General features: G+C 42.4%; 22 protein-coding genes. 9 read left to right on the top strand and 13 right to left on the bottom strand.

Going from position 1 to position 23,562, the window contains the following annotated elements; translation table 11 throughout:
* Positions 1–37 precede the first annotated feature (37 nt).
* Positions 38–529, bottom strand: coding sequence for a YajQ family cyclic di-GMP-binding protein (locus tag ACWPW6_RS03550; protein WP_154622797.1), 492 nt, complete (start codon positions 527–529; stop codon positions 38–40).
* Positions 530–672: 143 nt separating this feature from the next.
* On the opposite strand from ACWPW6_RS03550, the gene panE reads away from it, so the two are divergent.
* Both panE and yajL read left to right on the top strand, forming a co-directional pair.
* Positions 673–1,584 (top strand): 2-dehydropantoate 2-reductase, encoded by a 912-nt coding sequence (panE, locus tag ACWPW6_RS03545; RefSeq protein WP_154622798.1) that lies wholly within the window; start codon positions 673–675, stop codon positions 1,582–1,584.
* Positions 1,547–2,140, top strand: a complete 594-nt coding sequence (gene yajL / locus ACWPW6_RS03540) for a protein deglycase YajL (RefSeq protein WP_154622799.1) — start codon at positions 1,547–1,549, stop codon at positions 2,138–2,140. Before panE ends, yajL begins: the two co-directional genes overlap by 38 nt.
* Before the next feature lie 58 nt (positions 2,141–2,198).
* Here yajL and thiI read toward each other — a convergent pair whose 3' ends face one another.
* A complete protein-coding gene (thiI, locus tag ACWPW6_RS03535; protein WP_249999882.1) occupies positions 2,199–3,650 on the bottom strand; it encodes a tRNA uracil 4-sulfurtransferase ThiI in 1,452 nt (483 codons plus the stop codon).
* A 219-nt stretch (positions 3,651–3,869) separates the two neighbouring features.
* Between thiI and xseB the strand changes: the two genes are divergently transcribed.
* The 3 genes from xseB to dxs all read left to right on the top strand — a co-directional run bounded on the left by xseB (position 3,870) and on the right by dxs (position 7,159).
* Positions 3,870–4,121, top strand: a complete 252-nt coding sequence (xseB, locus tag ACWPW6_RS03530; protein WP_004926992.1) for an exodeoxyribonuclease VII small subunit — start codon at positions 3,870–3,872, stop codon at positions 4,119–4,121.
* Between the two features lie 3 nt (positions 4,122–4,124).
* Positions 4,125–5,042: a (2E,6E)-farnesyl diphosphate synthase gene (gene ispA, locus ACWPW6_RS03525; protein ID WP_247046981.1), complete on the top strand. Its 918-nt coding sequence runs from the start codon at positions 4,125–4,127 to the stop codon at positions 5,040–5,042.
* Between the two features lie 248 nt (positions 5,043–5,290).
* Positions 5,291–7,159 (top strand): 1-deoxy-D-xylulose-5-phosphate synthase, encoded by a 1,869-nt coding sequence (gene dxs, locus ACWPW6_RS03520; RefSeq protein WP_196713803.1) that lies wholly within the window; start codon positions 5,291–5,293, stop codon positions 7,157–7,159.
* Between the two features lie 581 nt (positions 7,160–7,740).
* Here dxs and thiL read toward each other — a convergent pair.
* The 10 genes from thiL to queA form a co-directional block, all read right to left on the bottom strand.
* Positions 7,741–8,730, bottom strand: a complete 990-nt coding sequence (gene thiL / locus ACWPW6_RS03515; protein ID WP_196713802.1) for a thiamine-phosphate kinase — start codon at positions 8,728–8,730, stop codon at positions 7,741–7,743.
* A gap of 134 nt (positions 8,731–8,864) precedes the next feature.
* The gene (gene nusB / locus ACWPW6_RS03510; RefSeq protein ID WP_163860710.1) at positions 8,865–9,281 is read right to left on the bottom strand and encodes a transcription antitermination factor NusB; all 417 of its coding nucleotides are present in this window, start codon (positions 9,279–9,281) and stop codon (positions 8,865–8,867) included.
* 26 nt (positions 9,282–9,307) lie between these two features.
* Positions 9,308–9,778: a 6,7-dimethyl-8-ribityllumazine synthase gene (gene ribH / locus ACWPW6_RS03505; RefSeq protein WP_154624256.1), complete on the bottom strand. Its 471-nt coding sequence runs from the start codon at positions 9,776–9,778 to the stop codon at positions 9,308–9,310.
* 239 nt (positions 9,779–10,017) lie between these two features.
* A complete protein-coding gene (gene ribD, locus ACWPW6_RS03500) occupies positions 10,018–11,133 on the bottom strand; it encodes a bifunctional diaminohydroxyphosphoribosylaminopyrimidine deaminase/5-amino-6-(5-phosphoribosylamino)uracil reductase RibD (protein WP_196713801.1) in 1,116 nt (371 codons plus the stop codon).
* Between the two features lie 4 nt (positions 11,134–11,137).
* On the bottom strand, positions 11,138–11,587 hold the full coding sequence (nrdR, locus tag ACWPW6_RS03495; protein WP_154624258.1) for a transcriptional regulator NrdR: 450 nt from the start codon (positions 11,585–11,587) through the stop codon (positions 11,138–11,140).
* Positions 11,588–11,764: 177 nt separating this feature from the next.
* A complete protein-coding gene (gene secF, locus ACWPW6_RS03490; protein ID WP_163860709.1) occupies positions 11,765–12,733 on the bottom strand; it encodes a protein translocase subunit SecF in 969 nt (322 codons plus the stop codon).
* A gap of 10 nt (positions 12,734–12,743) precedes the next feature.
* Complete coding sequence (gene secD, locus ACWPW6_RS03485) at positions 12,744–14,591, bottom strand: protein translocase subunit SecD (RefSeq protein WP_163860708.1); 1,848 nt, start codon at positions 14,589–14,591, stop codon at positions 12,744–12,746.
* Positions 14,592–14,618: 27 nt separating this feature from the next.
* The gene (gene yajC / locus ACWPW6_RS03480) at positions 14,619–14,951 is read right to left on the bottom strand and encodes a preprotein translocase subunit YajC (protein WP_004905542.1); all 333 of its coding nucleotides are present in this window, start codon (positions 14,949–14,951) and stop codon (positions 14,619–14,621) included.
* A 93-nt stretch (positions 14,952–15,044) separates the two neighbouring features.
* On the bottom strand, positions 15,045–16,172 hold the full coding sequence (gene tgt, locus ACWPW6_RS03475) for a tRNA guanosine(34) transglycosylase Tgt (protein WP_249999880.1): 1,128 nt from the start codon (positions 16,170–16,172) through the stop codon (positions 15,045–15,047).
* Between the two features lie 48 nt (positions 16,173–16,220).
* Positions 16,221–17,327 carry a tRNA preQ1(34) S-adenosylmethionine ribosyltransferase-isomerase QueA gene (gene queA / locus ACWPW6_RS03470; RefSeq protein WP_154624261.1) on the bottom strand — a complete coding sequence of 369 codons (1,107 nt, stop codon included), beginning with the start codon at positions 17,325–17,327 and terminating at the stop codon, positions 16,221–16,223.
* Between the two features lie 301 nt (positions 17,328–17,628).
* On the opposite strand from queA, the gene ACWPW6_RS03465 reads away from it, so the two are divergent.
* Positions 17,629–18,213 (top strand): acyl carrier protein phosphodiesterase, encoded by a 585-nt coding sequence (locus ACWPW6_RS03465; RefSeq protein ID WP_154624262.1) that lies wholly within the window; start codon positions 17,629–17,631, stop codon positions 18,211–18,213.
* 67 nt (positions 18,214–18,280) lie between these two features.
* On the opposite strand, the gene ACWPW6_RS03460 is transcribed toward ACWPW6_RS03465, so the two are convergent.
* Positions 18,281–19,306, bottom strand: a complete 1,026-nt coding sequence (locus ACWPW6_RS03460; protein ID WP_454209301.1) for a hypothetical protein — start codon at positions 19,304–19,306, stop codon at positions 18,281–18,283.
* A 526-nt stretch (positions 19,307–19,832) separates the two neighbouring features.
* Here ACWPW6_RS03460 and ACWPW6_RS03455 point away from each other — a divergent pair.
* The 3 genes from ACWPW6_RS03455 to ggt all read left to right on the top strand — a co-directional run bounded on the left by ACWPW6_RS03455 (position 19,833) and on the right by ggt (position 23,471).
* Positions 19,833–20,435 carry a peroxiredoxin C gene (locus ACWPW6_RS03455; protein WP_154624264.1) on the top strand — a complete coding sequence of 201 codons (603 nt, stop codon included), beginning with the start codon at positions 19,833–19,835 and terminating at the stop codon, positions 20,433–20,435.
* Between the two features lie 412 nt (positions 20,436–20,847).
* Complete coding sequence (locus tag ACWPW6_RS03450; protein WP_249999876.1) at positions 20,848–21,468, top strand: hypothetical protein; 621 nt, start codon at positions 20,848–20,850, stop codon at positions 21,466–21,468.
* Between the two features lie 236 nt (positions 21,469–21,704).
* The gene (ggt, locus tag ACWPW6_RS03445; protein WP_154624266.1) at positions 21,705–23,471 is read left to right on the top strand and encodes a gamma-glutamyltransferase; all 1,767 of its coding nucleotides are present in this window, start codon (positions 21,705–21,707) and stop codon (positions 23,469–23,471) included.
* The last annotated feature ends 91 nt before the right edge of the window (positions 23,472–23,562 follow it).

Genomic DNA, 23,562 nt, shown 5'->3' with positions numbered 1-23,562 from the left:
AGCCCACAACGATAAATGCTGTGGGCTTTTTTACGTGTTAGTCTCGGAAGTTAGTAAATTGGAATGGCTGGCCTAAATTACCAGAACGGACGAGCGCCATTACCGATTGCAAATCATCACGTGATTTACCGGTTACTCTCACTTGCTCCCCTTGGATCTGTGCCTGTACTTTCAATTTACTATCTTTAATTAGCTTCACGATTTTTTTGGCTGTGGCAGTATCAATCCCCTGCTTTAGGGTCACTTCAACACTGTATGTTTTACCACTATGCACGATGTCATCAGGGACATTCAATACAGCACCATCAATACCACGTTTTGCCATTTTTTCACGTAAAATGTCTAATAGCTGCTGAACTTGAAAGTCTGACTCACTAGTGACCTTAATTGATTCGCTTTTTTCATTAAGTTCGAAGCTCGCCGTCACATTTTTAAAATCCCAGCGAGTGGTTAATTCACGATTAGCATTTTCAACCGCATTGCGGACTTCATTCATTTCTACTTCAGATACAATATCAAATGATGGCATAGTTATGACCTCCTGATAATCAATGCGATGCATGATAGCTGCTTTCTATTGACAGCAAAAGTACTATACTGGAAATATGAGTTTACATATGTCTATATCGTTATATTCTTACAAGCTTAGAAGAAATGGTTCATAGGGGAAATATGAAAATAACGCTTATAGGTTGTGGTGCCATCGGCAAGCTGTGGGTTGCCGCATTAGCTGAACAAGGGCATGATATTCAAGGATGGTTACGTATCGCTCAATCCGATATATTTGTTGATGTTAATGAGCCTGACGGGCGTATTTTTCGTGAATTAATCCCTTGTAACAACCTTAATCACTTACATAATAGTGAACTCGTTATTGTCTGTTTAAAAGCATGGCAAGTGTCCGATGCCTTACTCCCTTTGCTTCATAATATCCCCGAATCCTGTCCAATTTTATTACTGCATAACGGCATGGGAACGCTTGAGGAATTAGGCCCTTTACGGCATCCTTTTTTATCTGGCGTGACCACCCACGCTGCGTGGCAAGAAAATAATCAGGTTTTTCATGTTGCGAACGGCATAACCCATATTGGAGCCATCAATTCACTTGCTGAAAATTACTATCCGATTGCCGATATTTTGCATGAAGCCCTACCGGATGTTGCATGGCATAACCAAATTTTAAATACGTGTTGGCGAAAACTGGCTGCAAATTGTGTTATTAACCCATTAACCATCCTTTATGATTGTAAAAATGGTGATTTACTTAATCATCCAGAACAAATCAATACGCTCATCGATGAGATTTGCCAAGTGATGGCAATTGAAGGGCTACATACCGATAAAACTCAGCTCGTTAATTATATTTATGGCATCATTCACAATACAGCCAATAACTACTCTTCAATGCTGCAAGATATCCGTAATAAACGCCGTACAGAGATTGATTACATTACTGGCTACCTGATTAAACAAGCGAGAGCTCACGGGCTTCATACTCCTGAGAACGATCGTTTATACCATTTAGTTAAACAGCGAGAAGAAAAAAATGACGGTTTCCGTGCTGATATGCATCGCCAATGGTAGTGAAGAAATAGAGACAGTCACTACAGCCGATCTATTAGTTAGAGCAGGTATTAAAGTAACTTTAGCCAGCGTGACTGATGATGGCTCTGTTAATATAACAGCGTCGAGAGGACTCAAAATCATCGCTGATACGCCTTTAATTAGGGTTGCCGATGATCCTTTCGATGCAATTGTGCTTCCGGGTGGATTAAAAGGTGCAGAGGCCTTCCAAAATAGCCCTCTCGTCATTGAAAAAGTAAGACGTATGCATCTTGATGGCAAAATTGTTGCCGCAATCTGCGCCGCACCTGCGCTGGTATTGGAATATCATCAATTATTTCCCATGGGGAATATGACATGTTTCCCAACCCTACAAGATCAGATTGCAGCCAATAAATGGGTTGATAAACGAGTGTATTTTGATGAGCGAGTGAATCTATTAACCAGTCAAGGTCCTGCAACTACCTTTGATTTCGCCTTAAAATTGATTGAGTTGCTAGTTGGCCGTGATATCGCTGGCAAGGTTGCATCTCAATTAATTTTACCTAATGGGATTAATGATTACTTAGAGCAGTAATGACAAAAAGCCGAAACAGCGTAGCGGGATCGGCTTTTATCTTATAGAACGTAGCGAGTTACGGGTGATAGACTTTCACATTACTAAAGCCTTGTTCTTGCAGATACAGCGCTTGCAAGCGGCTCATCACACCACGATCACAGTACAGTAAATAAGTCTTTTCTTTTGGTAAATCACCAAACTGCGTTCCCAGTCGATAGAATGGAATATGTTTAATTTCAATTCCCTCGATCGACAATGGATTATCTTCATGCTCATCCACAGAGCGAATATCTAAAATGATTTCATTGTCTGGTGAAAGCTCACTCACCATTTCCACTTCTGTCACTTGTTCGCGACTTTCTTGTGCAATCTGGCGGATATCAATATTTTGTGCGTGTTCAACCACATCGTCTAAAATACTGAAATCAAAATTTGCTTCTTCTGCTTCAATTCTCGCTTTAACCGCTTTAACGGTAGGACTTTTCGAAATCACGCCACAATATTCAGGCATCGTTTTAGCAAAATCCTCAGTACCGATTTGGCGAGCTAGTTTGATGATATGCTCTTTGTCATGAGAAATCAGAGGACGCAATACCAACGTATCTGAAGCATTATCAATCAAACGTAAATTGGTCAGTGTTTGGCTTGATACTTGTCCTAATGCCTCGCCAGTGACAATCGCTTGTACACCATAACGTTCGGCGACTTTAGAAGCTGCACGTACCATCATGCGCTTCAGTACCACTCCCATTTGGCCATCATCAACTTTTTCAAGGATTTCTGCCACAACAGGTTCAAAATTAACCGCAATAAAGCGAACTTTATGTGAACTGCCAAAGCGGTTCCATAAATAGTGGGCTATTTGTTTAACGCCAATTTCGTGGGCTGCACCGCCTAAGTTAAAGAAACAGTAGTGCACTCGACAACCGCGGCGCATCAACATATAACTGGAAACGCCTGAGTCAAAACCACCTGAAATCAGCGACAGTACATCTTCTTGAGTACCAATTGGGAAACCACCAATACCTTCATAACGCGCTTTCACGAGGATCAAGTTTTCGTCTTCGATCTCCAAATGCACGGTGATATCAGGATCGGTTAATTTCACTTTTGCAGATGAAATATGTTGATTTAAGCCACCACCGATGTAGCGTTCCGCTTCAATCGATGTAAATTCGTGCTTCCCTCTGCGTTTTACGCGTACACAAAAGGTTTTGTTTTCTAGTAATGCACCGTATGCTTCATGCGCCATTTCATAAATATGATGTAGGCTAGTAAACGGTTTTTCTTCAACTTCTAAAATATGGTGAATACCAGGGATTCGAGTCAGCATGTCACAAATTTCGTCGTGCTTTGTTTCCCCTTTAACACGCACTTCGATGTTATCCCAATGACGGACAACCGCGATTTCTTCGCCTAATGGTTTGAGGACATTACGGATATTGCTGGTGAGGATCTTAATAAAACGTAGCCTAACGGTTTGGCTTTTAATCGTAATTTCTGGGAATAACTTAATGATAAACTTCATAATAGCAGCATGTTAATGTTATAGGGGCCAGCGCACGTATTTTAAAAGTGACACACGTACAGGTTACCAATTGTCAATAAAGAAGCGTATTATAGCACTATCTTGTGTGTTGAATCTAAAAACACTAAGAATAAATTGTATCCGTAGCGAGACTACGCTAGTCTGCTAAATGAATATAATCCCTTGATTGAATGATTGAATATTTGTGGTTGAAGAAAGATGGCTAAAGAAAAATCTCAACAAGTACCAGTAGTTAGCTTCGAAAACTCACTCAAAGAACTTGAGGAAATTGTTTCTCGCCTTGAGTCTGGCTCACTACCACTTGAAGATGCTCTCAATGAATTTGAACGAGGCATTCAAATCGCTAAACAAGGGCAAAAAGTCCTCCAACAGGCTGAACAACGCGTTCAAATTCTCCTTAGCGATGATGAAAATAAAGCACTTGATGATTTTTCACCAGATACCGAATAAATTATGTCTGAACAACACCTTAATAGCTTCATAGTACAACAACAACAAGCGTATGAGCGAGTTAACCAATATCTATTAGATGCTTTGGATGCGCTTCCTTTCTCACATTTACCGCTTGCTGCTGCGATGAAGCATGGCGCATTGCTCGGTGGTAAGCGCCTACGCCCATTTTTAACCTATACTGTAGGAAGTATGCTTGGTGTCGCGGCCATTAATCTTGATGCACCAGCGGCGGCGGTTGAATGTATTCATGCCTATTCACTCATTCATGATGATCTCCCAGCGATGGATGATGATGATTTACGCCGTGGGCAACCGACATGCCATATAAAATTTGGTGAAGGAAATGCGATTTTAGCCGGTGATGCGCTACAAACATTAGCATTCCAATTACTTTCCTCCGCCCCCATGCCAGATGTCACTGATAAAGATCGGATTGCCATGCTGTCAGAGCTGGCTTATGCCAGTGGTTTAGCAGGCATGTGCGGTGGACAAGCCCTTGATCTTGAGGCTGAAGGTAAACGTGTCGGCCTTGCGGAACTAGAGCAAATTCATCAACATAAAACAGGTGCACTCATACGAGCGGCCATTCGCATGGGCGCCTATGCCGCTGGAGATAACGGCTATCAAATATTATCTGCTTTAGATCATTATGCTGAAGCTATCGGTCTGGCATTTCAAGTACAAGACGACATTCTAGATGTCATTGGTGACAGCGAAATCACAGGTAAGCGTCAAGGTGCAGATGCAGAGCATGAAAAGAGCACTTATCCCTCATTACTGGGGCTTGAAGCAGCTCAAGAAAAAGCGCGTGAACTTTATTTTAATGCCCTTGAAGCCTTAAAAGTCATTGAAGCACAAGGCTATAATACGCAAACCTTAATCGCATTAGCTAATTTCATTATCGAGCGTAAAAGCTGATCTTATATAAAGCCACTTTACATTCAGACGTATGATGATAAAAGTGGCATAATAGCTGAATTCGAACGCTGGGATTACCCAGCGTTATACTCTAAATAATTCGTAGTACCGCTGAGCGAACAACCAATAAGTCGCTAACAGCACCGCAAACTAGATGCCCCATAGGGTTGGGCCTAGTCAACAATGCGGCAACTGGATATATGACGAGTATATTACCTTTTAACAATTATAATAGTAGTGAGCCCCTAATGAGTATTGATATCGCTAAGTATCCAACACTAGCGCTGGCAGAAACACCGGAAGAGCTTCGTTTGCTACCGAAAGAAAGCCTGCCTAAGCTATGTGATGAACTCAGGCAATTTTTACTTAGTAGTGTTGGTCGATCTAGCGGTCATTTTGCCTCTGGTTTAGGCGCCGTTGAACTCACCGTCGCATTACATTATGTCTATAAAACCCCTTTCGATAACCTCGTTTGGGATGTCGGTCATCAAGCCTACCCACATAAAATTTTGACGGGACGCCGCGATCGTATCGATACCATTCGCCAAAAAAATGGCTTACATCCCTTTCCTTGGCGTGATGAAAGTGAATATGACGTACTCAGTGTCGGCCACTCATCAACTTCAATCAGTGCCGGCTTAGGTATGGCTATTGCCGCTGAAAAAGAAGATAGGAATCGTAAAACCGTCTGTGTGATTGGTGACGGCGCAATTACTGCCGGCATGGCTTTTGAAGCGATGAACCATGCTGGTGATGTCGCGCCGGATATGTTAGTCATTCTTAATGACAATGAAATGTCTATTTCTGAGAATGTTGGAGCACTTAATAATCACCTTGCGCATTTACTTTCTGGCAAGCTTTATACCACCTTACGTGAAGGTGGAAAAAAAGTGTTCTCGAACATGCCGCCGATTAAAGAGCTCTTAAAGAAAACTGAAGAGCATATCAAAGGTATGGTTGTTCCAGGCACCATGTTTGAAGAGCTTGGTTTTAACTACATCGGTCCAGTTGATGGTCATGATGTTGTTGCGCTCGTACAGACGCTGAAAAATATGCGCGATCTAAAAGGCCCTCAGTTCTTACATATCATGACCAAAAAAGGTCGTGGCTATGAACCAGCCGAAAAAGATCCAATTAGCTGGCATGCTGTGCCTAAATTTGACCCTAGCACTTTTACTTTACCTAAAAGTAAAGAAACGGGGCCTACATTCTCTAAAATTTTTGGCGATTGGCTGTGTGATGAAGCACAGAATGATAGCAAACTCATGGCGATCACACCTGCAATGCGTGAAGGTTCCGGTATGGTGCGTTTTTCAAAAGAGTACCCCGACCAGTACTTTGACGTTGCTATCGCCGAACAGCATGCGGTGACCTTTGCTGCTGGCTTAGCTATCGGAGGCTACAATCCTATTGTTGCAATTTACTCCACTTTCCTACAACGCGGCTACGACCAAGTGATCCACGATATCGCGATCCAAAAAGTGCCTGTTTTATTTGCTATTGATCGTGCTGGGATTGTTGGTGCAGATGGTCAGACTCATCAAGGTGCTTTTGATATCTCCTATCTCCGTTGTATCCCAACATTGGTGATCATGACGCCAAGTGATGAAAATGAATGTCGTCAAATGCTGCATACAGGCTACCACTATAAAGAAGGCCCAAGTGCTGTTCGCTATCCTCGAGGAACAGGAACAGGTGCTGATCTTCAACCTCTCGAAACCCTGCCGATTGGTAAAGGAGTCATTCGACGCCAAGGTGAGAAGGTGGCGATCCTCTGCTTTGGTACTTTGCTCAAGCATGCATTAGTTGCCGCTGAAGAACTTAATGCAACCGTGGTTGATATGCGTTTTGTGAAACCATTGGATGAAGAATTAATTTTGGAAATGGCAAATAGTCATGAAATGTTAGTGACGCTAGAAGAGAATGCCATCATGGGTGGTGCGGGTAGTGGTATTAACGAATTTCTGATGCGCGAGCGCAAGATGATCCCCGTATTAAACCTTGGATTACCTGACTTCTTTATTCCTCAAGGTAGTCAAGATGAGCTTATTGCAGATCTCGGTTTAGATAGCCAAGGCATTCTGAACGCTATCGAGCAGTATCAACAAAAACTGTAGTGTCTAAAATAGACAGGTATTGTTAGGGTAACAAGCAATACCTGTTTTTTCTTGGTACTTCATCCTATTCCCTCTGTGATTTAATGTTGAATTGCACTCATATTTTTTAATATCTCAGTATAAAAGTAGCGGGATCATTAGTTAGATCAATTTCAAGCAAATTTCTTTTAAAAAGGATCTTGCTTTTATCTCAAATAAAGTTCAGTATGGATTTAACATCTATTTACCCTCATAAGAATTTTGTCAATATTGACATAAATATCTCATATTTATATGAGATCTACGCCTCATTTTTGTTTTAGCTGCCTTTTGGCAGCTTTCTTTTATGAATAAAAAATAACTTTTTATTCATACACTTAAAGAATACTTAATCCCCCTCTTTATATGTAAGTATTTATACTAATAAGCCTGTTTATTCTTTTATATAAATTATCTCAGCATTATTTTGCCAGCAAAATATAAAATAAAATATTTTATGGATTCAAGATCCCTTTATAACGATCTGTTGCGATCAATAATAATAAAAAAGCCCGTGACAATGACTGACACGGGCTGATTTTTTTATGCGTTATTATCTAGGATTAATTATCAATATTTTCTAATACAAAATGATCAAATCCTTTTAATGCCACATCTACAATCTGATTATCACAATAATAACTGATCCCCTCAGATTGCGGTTTGATCTGCCCAATACAAGTAAAGTTGGCACCGGTATGCGCTAGTGCCATTTCGAGTGCACCACGGTTTATCTCAGGAACTGTGAAGCAAAGCTCATAATCCTCGCCGCCACTGAGAGACCAAATACGCGCTTGCTCTACGGAACAGTTTTGCTGTAATGCTTCAGAAAGCGGCAATGCATCAAGATTAATACGTGCACCACAGCCGCTAGCTTTCAAGATATGGTTTAGATCGGAAATTAATCCATCTGAAATATCAATGGCGGAAGAGGCCAGATTGCGTAATGCTTGGCCTTGCAAAATACGTGGCTGAGGACGCAAATGGCGTCCCAGTAACCATGCTTTTTGCTTTTCATCTTGGATATCTAACCTGCCCTGCAATATTGCTAGACCGGCAGCGCTATCACCCAGTGTCCCCGTCACATATATCCAGTCTCCATTACGAGCCCCTGACCGTGACAATGCTTTTCCATGTGGCACTAAGCCATGTACCGTATAAGTTAAACTCATCGGGCCACGCGTGGTGTCTCCACCAATTAACTGCATACCGTAATAATTAATCTGCTCAAACAAGCTATCACTGAATTGCTCTAACCAATGGAGGTCAACATGAGGTAATGTAATCGCCAGTGAAACCCAAGCAGGATCCGCCCCCATCGCAGCAAGATCACTTAAATTAGAGGCTAATGATTTGTAGGCTAGATCCGCAGGGGAAATTTCAGGTAGGAAATGAATACCAGAAACCAGTGTATCAGTACTGACAGCAAGCTGCTGTTTTTCTGGTATGGTCATCAACGCACAGTCATCACCAATACCGATATTCACATCCCGTCGATTGGTAGTTTGACGGTTAAAGAAACGTGCGATGAGGTCAAATTCGCCATATGACATGGTAGCTTTTCCATTTTCGCTATGCCTAGTATCATATTTATCATGGATACATACGCATAAAATATAAAGATAGGCTGGAACCCAGCCTACCTCATTACTACTGTAGTATTACAGGAGGGAACCCTGATCAATGTTTATTTTTTACGACGAACAGCTGGCGCAGCCTTATCAAGTACACCATTAACAAATTTATGGCTATCTTCTGCACCGAATACTTTAGCAAGTTCAATGCCTTCATTAATAGCAACTTTATAAGGGACATCTTCACGGTAACTAAGTTCATACATAGCAACACGTAAAATCGCTTTCTCTACCTGTCCCAGCTCTTCGAGTTGGCGAGATAAGAAAGGAGCCATGAGTTGATCCAATTTCGCAGCGTTATTCGCTACTCCAGATAACAGTTCACGAAAATAAATAACGTCAACGTCAGACATGTCCTGTTCAGCAATAAATTCATATTCCACATCGGAAACGTTATTACCGGATAATTGCCATGAATAGATGGCTTGCACAGCACACTCACGAGCGCGGCGACGAGCAGCAGGTTTCACAAGATTCCCCTTAAATAAAAACTAAATCAGCCTTTTACAGCTTTAAGTACATTAATCATTTCTAATGCTGTCAGTGCTGCTTCAGCACCTTTGTTACCAGCTTTAGTGCCAGCGCGTTCAATCGCTTGCTCAATATTCTCTGTGGTCAGAACACCAAAAGTGACAGGAATTTCACTGTTCATTGCTACATGAGATAGGCCTGAGCTACACTCTCCTGCAACAAACTCGAAATGGGCGGTTCCACCACGGATAACCGTGCCTAACGCAATGACTGCATCATATTTTTTCGTTTCAGCTAACGCCTTAACTGTTAGTGGTAGCTCATAAGCCCCCGGTACCCACACAACAGTAATGTTGTCTTGAGAAACTTGGCCGATACGCTCTAAAGCATCAACAGCACCGTCCAGCAGACTATCATTAATAAAGTTGTTAAAACGAGCGATTGCAATGGCGACACGCGCTTGTGGCGCGGCAACAACACCTTTAATTACGTTCATAGCCTTCCTTTAATATTAATTATACTCGTCATGCTTCAGGTTGCAGCGTTTTACCTTACCTACGGTAAGAACCCCATTCGCCCTAGTCATACAGCGAACTATACATCTAGCGACGCTTTCACTTATTACCGAGCTGCACCTCGAATGATGAACAGTATACAACCCGTGGGGCGCGGATTTTATCACATTCTTTCATTAATCGCGTGGTTGAATTTTAGCAAAACGATAAAAAACTTTTATTACCACACGGGACGTAGTCTAACACGTAGATCATCACCAACCTTTTGCACATCCGTAAACGCAAATTTTGGCGCATCAGACAAATGCGCAAGGGCCGGAAAATTGACTAATCCGTGCGCGGTATCGCCTAGCAGTTTAGGTGCAATATAAACAATAAGCTCATCCACTAAACCGAGCTTAAGTAACGATCCGGCCAGTGTTGGTCCTGCTTCTACCCATATACTGTTCACATTACGCTTAGCGAGCTGCATCATCAGAATCACTAAGTCAATGCCATTGTCGTCACTGGGTATCGCTAATTGTTCAACTTGCCCCTGCCATACGGCATCGACGTCAGGTTGTGGGCGTACAAGCCAACATTCACCTGCTAATTGAGTCACCTTATGCTCTGCCGTGACTTTGTTCTGCTGATCCAACACAATTCGAATAGGCTGACGTACCGTCTTTTCTGGGTAAATAGTTTGTATATTTTCCGGTAACTCATTCCATCGAACAGTCAAAGAAGGATCATCTGCTAATACGGTACTGCTGGTACTTAAGATGGCGCTTGCCTGCGCTCGCAATACTTGAACATCCTGCCGAGCAGCGGCAGAGGTAATCCATTTACTTTCGCCAGAGGCAAGCGCTGTCTTACCATCAAGAGAGGCTGCCAGTTTCAATTGAACATAAGGGAATGCTGTACGCATGCGCTTGAGAAAGCCTTGATTTAATCGCTCAGCTTGCTCCATCAAAACCCCACTGGCCGTTTCGATACCAGCTTGAGACAGCATATATAGGCCACGACCTGCAACTTGTGGGTTAGGGTCTTGCATAGCGGCCACAACACGGCTAACACCGGCTTTAATTAAAGCTTCAGCACAAGGTGGTGTACGACCATGATGGCTACACGGCTCTAATGTGACATAGGCGGTTGCACCTTTTGCGTTTTCCCCTGCCATACGCAAAGCATGAACTTCAGCGTGAGGCTCCCCAGCTTTCTGGTGGTAGCCTTCACCCACAATTTCGCCATCACGTACAATAACACAGCCAACATTTGGGTTTGGTGACGTAGTAAAACGACCTTTTTGGGCAAGCTCAAGCGCCCGCGCCATGTAGATGCGGTCTTGTTCAATCATGTTATTAATCCTGTAATTTAGCGATTTCTTCGCCAAATTCCCGCACATCTTCAAAACTGCGGTAAACCGAGGCAAAACGGATATAAGCGACTTTATCCAACTTTTTCAACTCATCCATCACTAAATTACCAATCAATTTAGAAGGGATTTCTCTTTCACCCGTTGCACGGAGTTGTGATTTGATAGAAATAATCGCCTGTTCAACCGCATCTGCACTTACAGGGCGTTTTTCCAAGGCTTTTTGCATGCCTCGGCTAAGTTTTTCTTCATCAAACGGTTCACGTATTTCATCACTTTTAATTACCCGTGGCATAACAAGTTCAGCCACTTCAAAGGTGGTGAAGCGTTCATGGCAAAGCAGACATTGACGGCGCCTGCGCACTTGAGAGCCTTCACCAACTAGACGCGAGTCAATTACTTTCGTATCTACAGCTGAGCAAAATGGGCAGTGCATAGTGTTTCCTGATTCTTATTTCGGGTAAACAGTGTAACCCAGAGCTCAATAAAAAACACCCCGCAGACTGTACATTTGCAGTCTAACGGGGTGTTTCACGTTTTTAGCTCGCTTTTCAAAACCCAAAAGATAGCGTTAATTGGCCTACTAGCATGACAGGCCTTCTGCTAAATCAGATTAAGGCAGTAAAGACTCTTGGTCTGCACCTTCTTTCTCAACTTTAGGAGGAAGTAAATGCTCACGTCTCATTCCCATCTTCAATGCTAATGCAGAAGCAACATAGATAGATGAGATAGTACCAATAGTGACACCAATCAACATTACCAATGAGAAGCCTTCTAACATTGCGCCACCAAATATATACAGCATCAAAACCACCAGTAATGTGGTTGCAGATGTCATAATGGTACGGCTTAATGTTTGGGTAAGAGAGACGTTCATGATTTCATAAGGTGTACCGCGACGGATCTTACGGAAATTTTCACGAATACGGTCAGATACTACGATACTGTCGTTCAGTGAATAACCAATAACAGACATCAATGACGCAACAATCGTCATATCGATCTCAATATGGAATAACGATAAGATACCTAATGTAATGATAACGTCATGGGCAAGTGCTAATACCGCACCCGCAGCAAGACGCCATTCAAAGCGGAAACCAACATAAATCAGAATACAGATAAGCGCGGTTAACAATGCCAGTGCGCCTGTTTGAGCCAATTCAGCGCCAACACTTGGCCCCACAAACTCAATCCGCTTAACTGTCGCCTGTTCATCAACATTTTTATTGATGATAGTGATGATCTCTTTACCAACTTCTTGACCCGCCACACCTTCGATAGGGGGTAGACGGATCATAATGTCACGGCTACTACCAAAGTTTTGGATCAGAGGGTCTTTGTGGTCCGTATTAGAAAGACTATCACGAATCTTATCCAAGTCAGCAGGCTGACTCAGGTTGATCTCGATTACCGTCCCCCCCGTGAAATCAAGTCCCCAGTTGAACCCTTTAACCCCGATGACCACAAAAGATGCGATCAGCAGTACGATAGAAATCCCAAAGGCAACGTTGTCCCAGCGCATAAAGTCATAGACTTTACGGCCATAGTTCAATTGTTCAACAGTATAATCCTGTGCCACAACGTGCTCCTTAAATTGACAGCTTGTTGATACGCTTACCACCATATAGCAGGTTCACGATAGCACGTGTACCGATAATGGCTGTAAACATAGAGGTGGCGACACCGATAGCTGTCGTAATTGCAAAGCCTTTGATTGACCCGGTTCCCACTGCATACAGAATAATGGCAGTGATAAGCGTAGTCAGGTTTGCGTCAATAATACTTGAGAATGCGCCTTTATAACCTTCATGAATAGATTGCTGGACGGAACGCCCATTACGCAATTCTTCTTTGATACGTTCGTTAATCAAAACGTTCGCATCAACGGCAACGGCAAGGGTCAACACAATCCCCGCAATACCAGGCATTGTCAGTGTTGCACCCGGTAACAGCGACATCACACCAACAATCATGATCAAGTTTGCAAATAGTGCAGTACTGGCAATCAAACCAAACTTACGATAGTAAATAATCATAAATAGAATTGATGCTAACAGGCCTGCCAAACACGCTTTCAAACCTTGTTCAATATTCTGCAAACCAAGCGTTGGACCAATGGTACGCTCTTCAACGATTTGGATTGGTGCAATTAACGCACCCGCACGTAACAGCAATGATAACTGGCGTGCTTCATTTGGATCATTGATACCGGTGATACGGAATTGACTACCGAAACGCGCTGAAATGTTCGCAGCGTTAATCACTTTCTCATCTTTCATCAAGATAGCGCGGCCTTCGGCATCTCGTTTACCACTGTCTTTATATTCAACAAACAGGGTTGCCATGAGTTTACCCTGATTATCACGAGTAAAATCAGACATGATAGAGCCACCAGCACTATCCAAACCGATGCTAACTTGAGGTGCACCGTTTTCATCACCGCCTGAAGTTGAGTCAGTGATATGGTCACCGGTCAAAATAACACGCTTATACAACACGTAAGGCACGCCATTTCGATCATACTTAACTTCGGAATCACCAGGCACACGTCCACTTTCAGCAGCCGATGGATCAACGCTTTGGTTGACTAAACGGAACTCTAGGGTTGCTGTTGCACCTAAAATTTCTTTAGCACGAGCGGTATCTTGAATACCCGGTAACTCAACAACAATACGCTCCGCACCTTGACGCTGAACTAAAGGTTCTGCAACCCCTAATTGGTTCACACGGTTACGAATGATAGTAATGTTTTGAGATACGGCATAGTTACGAGCCTCACGTAGACGCTCATCCGTCATGACAGCAGTCATGGTATTATTGCCACCATCAGAAAACACTAAGTCTTGGAATTTACGAGCCAATGTTTTCTCTGCTAGGCTACGGTCATCAGCGTTACGGAAACGGACTTCAACGCTGTAATTGTCGCCTTTACGGATAGAAGAGTACGGAATGCCTGCTTGGCGCAAGTCATTACGTATACCGTCCATGTTTTGTTCCTGCAATTTACCTAATGCAGTGTCCATATCAACTTCCATTAGGAAGTGAACCCCACCACGCAAGTCAAGGCCGAGTTTCATCGGCTCACCACCGATCATTTCAAGCCATTTCGGTGTTGCAGGTGCAAGGTTTAATGCAACAACGTATTGATCACCCAAGGCGCTAACTAAAGCTTCACGAGCGCGCAACTGAATATCTGAGTTGTTGAATCGGGCTAATACAGCCCCATTTTCCAAGGCAATAGACTTGCTTTGGATATTGTCTTTTTCTAACGTTTTTTGGACTTGGATCAGCGTTTGTTCATTGGCGGCGGTTCCCCGCACGCCAGTGATCTGAACAGCCGGATCCTCACCATATAGGTTTGGAAGCGCATAAAGCAGACCGATGAGGATCGCAGCGATCAGCATCAGATACTTCCACAAAGGATAACGGTTTAGCACGGCAGTTCCCTTCGGGAAAATCAGAAATTAAATAGCTTTCATTGTGCCTTTAGGTAAAACAGCAGCAACGAAATCACGTTTGATAGTTACTTCAGTGTTCTCACTGAGTTCAAGAACAACATAGCCTGTTTCAGAAACTTTGGTTACACGTCCGATCAAACCACCCGTTGTCAAAACTTCATCACCCTTCGTAATGGATTCCATCAGCTTACGGTGCTCTTTAGCACGTTTTTGCTGTGGACGTAGGATCATAAAATAGAAGATCAGGGCGAAAACGACGAGCATAATGACCATCGTGTACGGGCTACCCTGTGCTGGAGCGCCTGCAGATGCCGCTGCTTCAGAAATAAAAAAACTCATTCAACTTTCCTCATTGTTATTGAACGCTATTTAAAACATAAGTACAGCAAGGCTTAATATGCTACACAGATTAAGCCTATTTGGCACTTAAATTCATTCCATATTTAAAGAAGGTTGGCTTTTGTCAATCTTCTGGTAAAAATCTTGGGCAAACTGTTCAAAGTTACCCTCTTCAATCGCTTGACGAATGCCAGCCATCAAACGCTGATAATAACGTAAATTATGAATGGTATTTAGTCTTGCGCCAAGAATTTCATTACAACGGTCGAGATGATGTAAATAAGCTCGGCTATAATGGCGGCAAGTATAACAATCACATTCCGGATCGAGTGTTGAAGTATCTGATTTATACTTCGCATTACGAATTTTTACCACGCCATTAGTGACAAATAAATGTCCATTTCGTGCATTTCGAGTTGGCATCACACAATCGAACATATCGATACCACGGCGTACACCTTCGACTAAATCTTCAGGTTTACCGACACCCATAAGATAACGGGGTTTATCAACTGGAATCTGTGGACATACATGCTCTAAAATACGGTGCATATCTTCTTTTGGCTCACCCACCGCGAGGCCGCCTACAGCGTACCCATCAAAACCAATTTCTACCAGCCCCTTAACCGAAATATCACGTAAATCTTCGTAAACACTCCCTTGGATAATGCCAAACAACGCATTCTTGTTGTTTAATTCGTCAAAACGTTGACGGCTACGCGCGGCCCAACGTAAAGACATCTCCATGGATGTTTTTGCATAATCCCAATCCGCGGGATATGGCGTACACTCATCAAAAATCATGACGATGTCCGAGCCAAGATCGTACTGAATTTCCATCGATTTTTCTGGGCTTAAGAAGACTTTTTCGCCATTGATTGGATTGCGAAAATGCACACCTTCCTCTTTAATTTTACGCATAGCGCCGAGACTAAAGACTTGAAAGCCGCCTGAATCTGTCAAGATCGGCCCTTGCCACTGCATGAAATCATGTAAATCCCCATGCAATTTCATAATCTCTTGCCCTGGGCGTAACCAGAGATGAAAGGTATTCCCAAGTAGGATTTGAGCGCCCGTTTCTTGTACTTCTTCAGGCGTCATTCCCTTGACCGTACCATAGGTACCCACAGGCATAAATGCCGGCGTTTCTACGACTCCGCGTTCAAACACTAAACGACCACGACGTGCATTGCCATCCGTGGTGTGTAATTCATATTTCACGTTTATTTCTCCTAGCACCAGAAAAACAGTCCGATGCTGATATTAACTTTACAGGCTAGTGGCGTTGCCATCGCCTAAATCAAACGACTCTCCAATCTGCTCTAAACGAGCATCGGGATTACGGGTGATAAACATAGCATCACCATAACTAAAGAAACGGTACTGTTGTGCTACCGCTTCTTTGTAAGCTTGCATAGTATGTTGGTATCCTGCAAAGGCAGAAACCAACATAATTAATGTCGATTCTGGTAGATGAAAGTTAGTAATCAACGCATCAATCACTTGATATTCATAACCCGGATAAATAAAGATTTGCGTATCATCAAAAAAAGGTGCGATTAAAGTGTCTTTACTGGCTTGAGCCGCACTTTCCAATGAGCGGACGGATGTCGTTCCTACCGCAATAACGCGATTACCTCGGGCCTTACAAGCCAATACCGCATCGACAACATCTTGGGGAACTTCCGCATATTCTGAATGCATGACATGGTCTTCAATGGTATCGACTCGCACGGGCTGGAACGTACCTGCACCTACATGCAATGTGACAAACGCCATTTCCACACCTTTTTCACGCAATGCTTCCAGCAAAGGCTCATCAAAATGTAATCCCGCTGTTGGTGCCGCAACAGCACCAGGGCGCTGACTATAAACAGTTTGATATAATTCTTTATCGGCTTCTTCGTCTGGACGATCGATATAAGGAGGCAACGGCATATGACCAATTTGATTGAGGATACTCAGCACGTCACGCTCATCATCAAATTGCACTTCAAACAAGGTATCATGACGAGCGACCATGGTCGCCTTGACGCTTTCGTCTTCACCTAAAATCAGCTCAGCACCTTCTTTTGGTGCTTTAGAAGCTCTGATATGCGCAAGCACGCGGTGCTCATCTAACATTCTTTCAACGAGCATTTCGATTTTACCACCACTCGCCTTACGGCCAAATAGCCTTGCTGGAATAACACGAGTATTGTTAAAAACGAGCAAGTCACCTGGCTCCAATTTCTCAAGAATATCGGTAAAAATGCCATGCGTGAGCTGCCCCGTTGGGCCATCAAGGCTAAGCAGCCTGCATGCGCTTCGCTGCGCTTGAGGATAGTGGGCAATTAATTCTTCAGGTAACTCAAAAGTAAAATCAGAAACACGCATTGTCTTAACTTCAATCTAAAAAAACAGGCGACTAGTCTAGTGCTGAGCACTCAAAGGCGCAAGAAATAAGCGTATTTTTGCTGAAAAAACTCCCCACATTTAACAAATATTTAGCAAAGTAGCCCTATTCCCTGTTTCTCTAAAGGGGCTATTATCGTTCTCTTTTGTTCGTCAATACCTAATGACAAAGCGGCTTACCACTCATTGACACTGCAAAACAGATAACCGTAGGTAGCTCAAACAATGTTTAAACAACGAACATCACTATAATTTGTTAAGCATCAGGTATATGATAAGGATCATGAACTTTCTCGCTCATTTACACTTGGCTTATACCGCTAACTCCTCATTACTCGGCAATATCATGGCTGATTTTGTACGTGGCAACCCTGAAGGCCTGTATGCGCCAGATGTTGTTGCGGGTATCATGATGCACCGAGCTGTTGATAAGGCAACGGATTCGCACCCTTTGGTCAAAGAGGCGCGTCTGCTATTCAGAACGGATTACCGGCGAGTCGCACCAATCACGTTAGATCTCGTATGGGATCATTTTCTGTCTTTGCATTGGTCTAAGGTTGAGCCGCATATTAACCTAACTGACTTTATTCATTATGCTCGCCATCAAATAGAGCCTAACCTCTCCCATACTCCTGAAAAGTTTCAGGAGCTGAATGAGTTTCTTTGGCCGCAGCACTGGCTAACGCGCTATGCAGATAAAGCCTACATTGGTAAATCATTAAATGGTATGGCTCGCAGACGACCAAAATTACAAGCACTTAGTGGTTCATATGACGATTTTTTATTGCAATATGCGCAACTTGAAAAAATTTTTTTCCAGTTTTACCCACAAATGATGGCGCTTGTGAAAAACTCACGCTTTTCTTAGACACCCTCATGCCATGACAAGCCGTTACATGATTTCGCAAAAATAATAGCCATAAATGAATGTTCGATTAAAACGTTTCCCGAACGGATTTTGCATTCACCCAATGAGTTACCTGCCCCGTTTTACTATCAAAATCAGAATCTAAACATTGAGCCTTAGAAAGGTAATCACTGCCTCTTGAGATCCCAATACCGTGATAGCCATAGATGCGAGCTTCTGGCACGACTTTTTGGGCTTCTATTTTGGCGTGAGCAGCTAGTGAATGAGTATGATTTTTATCAATTCGCTTTTTTTGTGTTAATTGGTTAAATGAGTCAAGTCTCTCCGCATCGGCGCTTTCACAAGCAGTCAATTTAATTTTTACATTGCTGGCGATTTTATTGCCTAGTGATGCATAGATTTCCTTCATCACATCTGCAATATGTTTTTGCCGACAACCTATTTTGCTCGTTTCATAGAGATAAGGCTGCCCTGCTTCACCATGCCCAATAACATAAATTGTGTCTATTTTTTGTGATGACTTTAACTCTAACTGCAATTGGTTCAATGCCTTATATTCCCCCAATACAGTCACTGCATTCTTATTGAGCGCTATACCACCTTGTAAAATCGCATCATGTACCGTTGCAAGCCCATGCTCTGCAATTAAAGGAGTCAATTTTTGGTCATAAACAGCCCCATTCTTTAACTTTCCTTGTAGCTCACTTTTTTTAAATTCCCTCACCGATTCTTGTAGCATCGGACGCAATAATTTCGAGCTCAATAAGGGTAATGCGGCTTTATTTTTCAAAACTCTAGGTGTATTGATTCTCAATGCTTGGCAAATCATATCTTGATGACCAAATGGACTATAAATAACCGCATTCTTCGAGGGTAAACTAAACGTCTCATTATTATTTTTTAATTTAATGATATTCGGCGCGACGGATAAGGTATTACTGTCCACCATAGTATTGTGATATCCGCTGCTCCTAACGGTCGCGTTTTGACTCACCTGATTCACAGGTTTAGCCGTTGGACGATGGCTTTTTGTCTGATCGATGTGGGCGCTTTTGGGCGTCATAACAGACTCTGAGACTATTTTACCAATCATTCGTATACCTCTATGCTTCGCTAATGTATTTTTATCAATAAATTAAACTGCTAATAAATTCAGCATCAGACATAGTAGAAGCAATCAAGAACTGAATGATTTCATAAAACGCGGCTATGACGTAATTCAAGAGTAGAAAAGAGTCACAACATCAATAAATATCATCTATCAATATTAATTTAGTTATAAAGATCAATAAATTAAAAAACCTATTAATATCAATGCAAAATTTAAGCTTGCACTTCACAACAATCAAACTATCTTATTGTTATTAATCTGATAAATTGTTACAATCAATAGGTAAAAACTATCACAACGATTGGTATTTATACCTTTATTCTTTGTAGGGAATTTCATATTCTCTCTTGAGATATAGCCCAAATATTTTGAGCTGCTTGTAGGCGGAAAATAACCACGCCCCCTAACAGCACCATTGAGTGCGCAGGGAGTTTAGTGAACCCCACACCTAAGCAGTTTACATTATTATGGGTATAAAACCTTTAATTAACACTCATAGGAGTAAATTATGGTTCTGGTAACACGTCAAGCCCCTGATTTTACCGCAGCAGCTGTTCTAGGTAACGGTGAAATTGTTGATAACTTCAACCTGAAAAAACACCTAAACGGCCGCCCAGCAGTGATCTTCTTCTGGCCAATGGACTTCACTTTCGTTTGCCCTTCTGAGTTGATCGCATTCGATCATCGTTATGATGAATTCAAAAAACGCGGCGTTGAAATCGTTGGTGTTTCTTTTGACTCTGAATTCGTTCACAACGCATGGCGTAAAACACCGGTTGATAACGGTGGTATTGGTGAAGTTAAATACCCAATGGTTGCTGATATCAAACGCGAAATTATGAAAGCTTACGGCATTGAACACCCAGAAGCAGGTGTTGCTCTGCGTGGTTCTTTCTTAGTCGATAAAAATGGTGTTGTTCGCCACCAAGTCGTTAACGACCTGCCACTAGGTCGTAACATCGATGAAATGCTGCGTATGGTTGATGCGCTGCAATTCCACGAAGAGCACGGTGATGTTTGCCCAGCTCAGTGGGAAAAAGGTAAAGAAGGTATGAATGCATCTCCTAAAGGTGTTGCAGACTACCTGACTAAAAACGCAACGGGTCTGTAATTAGATCTTTTCAGTTTTTATGGGCCAGCATAATTTTATGCTGGCCTTTTAGGTATCGTTCTCATTTTCCCTGTTATTTCCTTCTGTTTTTTCTTCCTTTTTTAAATATCTCAGACCAGAAAATTCTCAATTGAAGATAAAAAACCATATATCAAATGATATATAGCGCCTCATACTTTCATGTGGTGAACATTTATAATATGGTTACATTTATCAACAAATAGTTACATTCACTATTGAATAAGCCTTATTGAATTTAATGATATTTTTGGGGTAAGTCTGTTAATCATCTATATCTCGATACGTAAATTATTTTTATATCAAATAGTTACAAAAATATCGTCATCATAGTCGTTATAATGATCTTTATAACAGCAATAAATATACGTAAGTCGATTAGGATAGGAATACAATGAAATTTAAAATGTTAGCTTCTCTTGCTATTGCAGCGACTTTCCTCGCTGGCTGCGATAATAACCAAACTGCTTCTGAAAGTAATTTCAAAAAGTCTATTCAAGATTATCTCGATACTAAACAGGCTATTTGTATTAATACAGGAGCCTTTCCTGCGGGGTTTTTAGCACAATCAAATGCGACAAAAATAGAACAATTAAACAGTTTAGTTGATGCTGGGCTATTAAATAAATCAGAAAAAGAAATTGTCATCAAGGATATGTGGGGCAAAGAAAAATCAGGTGAGGGCGTTGAATTTACACTGACTAATGAAGGTCAAAAATTCTTTGATGAAACCAAGGCTGAATTTTCAGGACGCGGGAGTTTCTGTACAGGTAAACTCGTTGTAACGGAAGTGACCAACTTTACTGAGCCAGCTGAACGTGGCGGGCAAAAAATTTCTATCGCTAACTTCAAACAAAAAATTGAAGATGTTGCGCCATGGGCTAAAAATGAAAAAGTCATCGCCGCATACCCACAAATCAAATCAGCCCAAGAACGTGCTGAAAAATCGCAGCAATCACCACTAGTGCTGACGAATAATGGTTGGATCCACATCGCATTATTCAATGCAAAATAAGTTAACTCACTTCGGTAGAGCTCTCGCCTAGGGCTCTACTCTTCCCTTCTCTAGGCTCGAGAATAAAATTTATTTCCTCTCATTTTAATCATATTCTCATACCGATCTCTCGGCCTGCTCATCTATTTTGTGCTATACATAAAATACACAATTGATTAACAAATCGACCCATTTAGTCATTTGTGTCACACAACATCATAATAACCCTATACTATTTTAATTATCGGGAGATACGAATGATAAAAACATCATGGCGCCCTTCTGCCTTATTACTTTCGCTACTTATCTCACCTCAGCTGTTTGCAGCCTCAGAGCCAGCAGTGGAAGCCAAAAAAGGAATGGTGGTATCTTCCCAGCACTTAGCCTCTCAAATTGGCGCTGATATTCTTAATTCAGGTGGGAATGCTGTCGATGCTGCCGTGGCTGTAGGTTACGCTCAAGCGGTCGTAAACCCATGCTGCGGTAATATTGGTGGAGGCGGTTTTATGACTCTCCACCTTGCTGATGGTAAAGATATTTTTATCAATTTCCGTGAAACTGCCCCTGATGCGGCTAGCGCCAATATGTACTTAGATAACAATGGCAACTTAATAGAAGGCGCAAGTCTTTACGGTTACTTAGCATCTGGCGTCCCCGGAACAGTAAAAGGGCTTGATTACGCGCTCGAAAAATACGGTTCAATGAGCCGCCAGCAAGTGATGGCACCCGCCATTAAATTAGCCCGAGAGGGCTTTGTTTTAACACGGGCGGATACCGATGTTCTCGATACAACCACTGAACGATTTAAGCAGGACCCTGAAGTCGCGCGTATCTTTTTAAAACCGGATGGTAGCCCTTTCCAACCCGGTGATTTGCTCGTTCAAACTGACCTAGCAAATACCCTCGAAAAAATTGCTAAAGAAGGCCCTAGCGCCTTTTATGAAGGAGAGATCCCGAAAATTGTTGAGGAAGCATCGAAAAAGAACGGCGGAATACTCACCGCTAAAGATTTCGCTAATTATACAATCACCGATACCACCCCTGTTAGCTGTACCTATCGCGGCTATAAGTTCATTTCAGCACCGCCACCAAGCTCAGGGGGAGTGACGATTTGCCAAACGCTCAACATCTTAGAAGGCTATGACCTCAAAGAAATGGGTTTTAACTCGGCAGAATATATCCATACACTAACTGAAGCGATGCGCCATGCCTATATGGATAGAAATACCTTCTTAGGCGACCCTGCCTTCGTTAAGAATCCAACGGATAAATTGTTAAGTAAAGCCTACGCTGACGAGCTACGCAAAGAGATCAAACCAGGTCAAGCGACACCATCAACACAAGTGCAGCCGGGTGTCGGGCCTCACGAAAAACCTGAAACCACTCACTACTCTGTGGTCGATGATAAAGGCAATGCGGTATCCACGACTTATACCATTAATGGTCGCTTCGGTTCTGTAGTCATCCCACCGGGTACGGGCTTCTTCTTAAATGATGAAATGGATGATTTCACGACTAAAGTCGGTGAAAAAAATCTGTATGGATTAGTCCAAGGGGAAAGAAATTCGATTGCTCCGGGTAAACGACCATTGTCATCAATGAGTCCAACCATCGTGACGAAAGATGGCAATGTATACCTTGTGCTTGGCTCGCCTGGCGGCTCACGGATCATATCCATCACATTACAAACTGCATTGAACATTATCGACCATGGCATGCCTCCTCAAGAAGCCGTTAATGCACCACGTATTCATCATCAATGGTTACCAGACGAGGTTTACTATGAAGAACGAGGAGTATCTAAAGATAGCTTAGCCTTACTCGATAAAATGGGCTATAAAATGGTTGAACAAACGCCATGGGGAGCTGCTGAGCTAATTATGGTGCCTGTGCCGGATGCGAAAGGCGCTAAAACAGACTCCTCAGGTAATGACGCAGCCGTCTCAGGTAAAGTTCGCCAAGGCTATATTTACGGTTCCAACGATGTTCGCCGTCCAGCAGGAAGTGCTGTTGGCGTGAATTAATCTGCCCCAAAAAAGCGGGAGCCATCCCGCTTTAGACTGCTGCCAAACCTATTATGTTTGGCAGCAAGTCGAATAGGTTATTGAAAATAAA

The sequence above is a fragment of the Providencia sp. Marseille-Q8014 genome (assembly GCF_965112055.1).
This window is presented reverse-complemented; position numbering and strand designations above follow the sequence as displayed.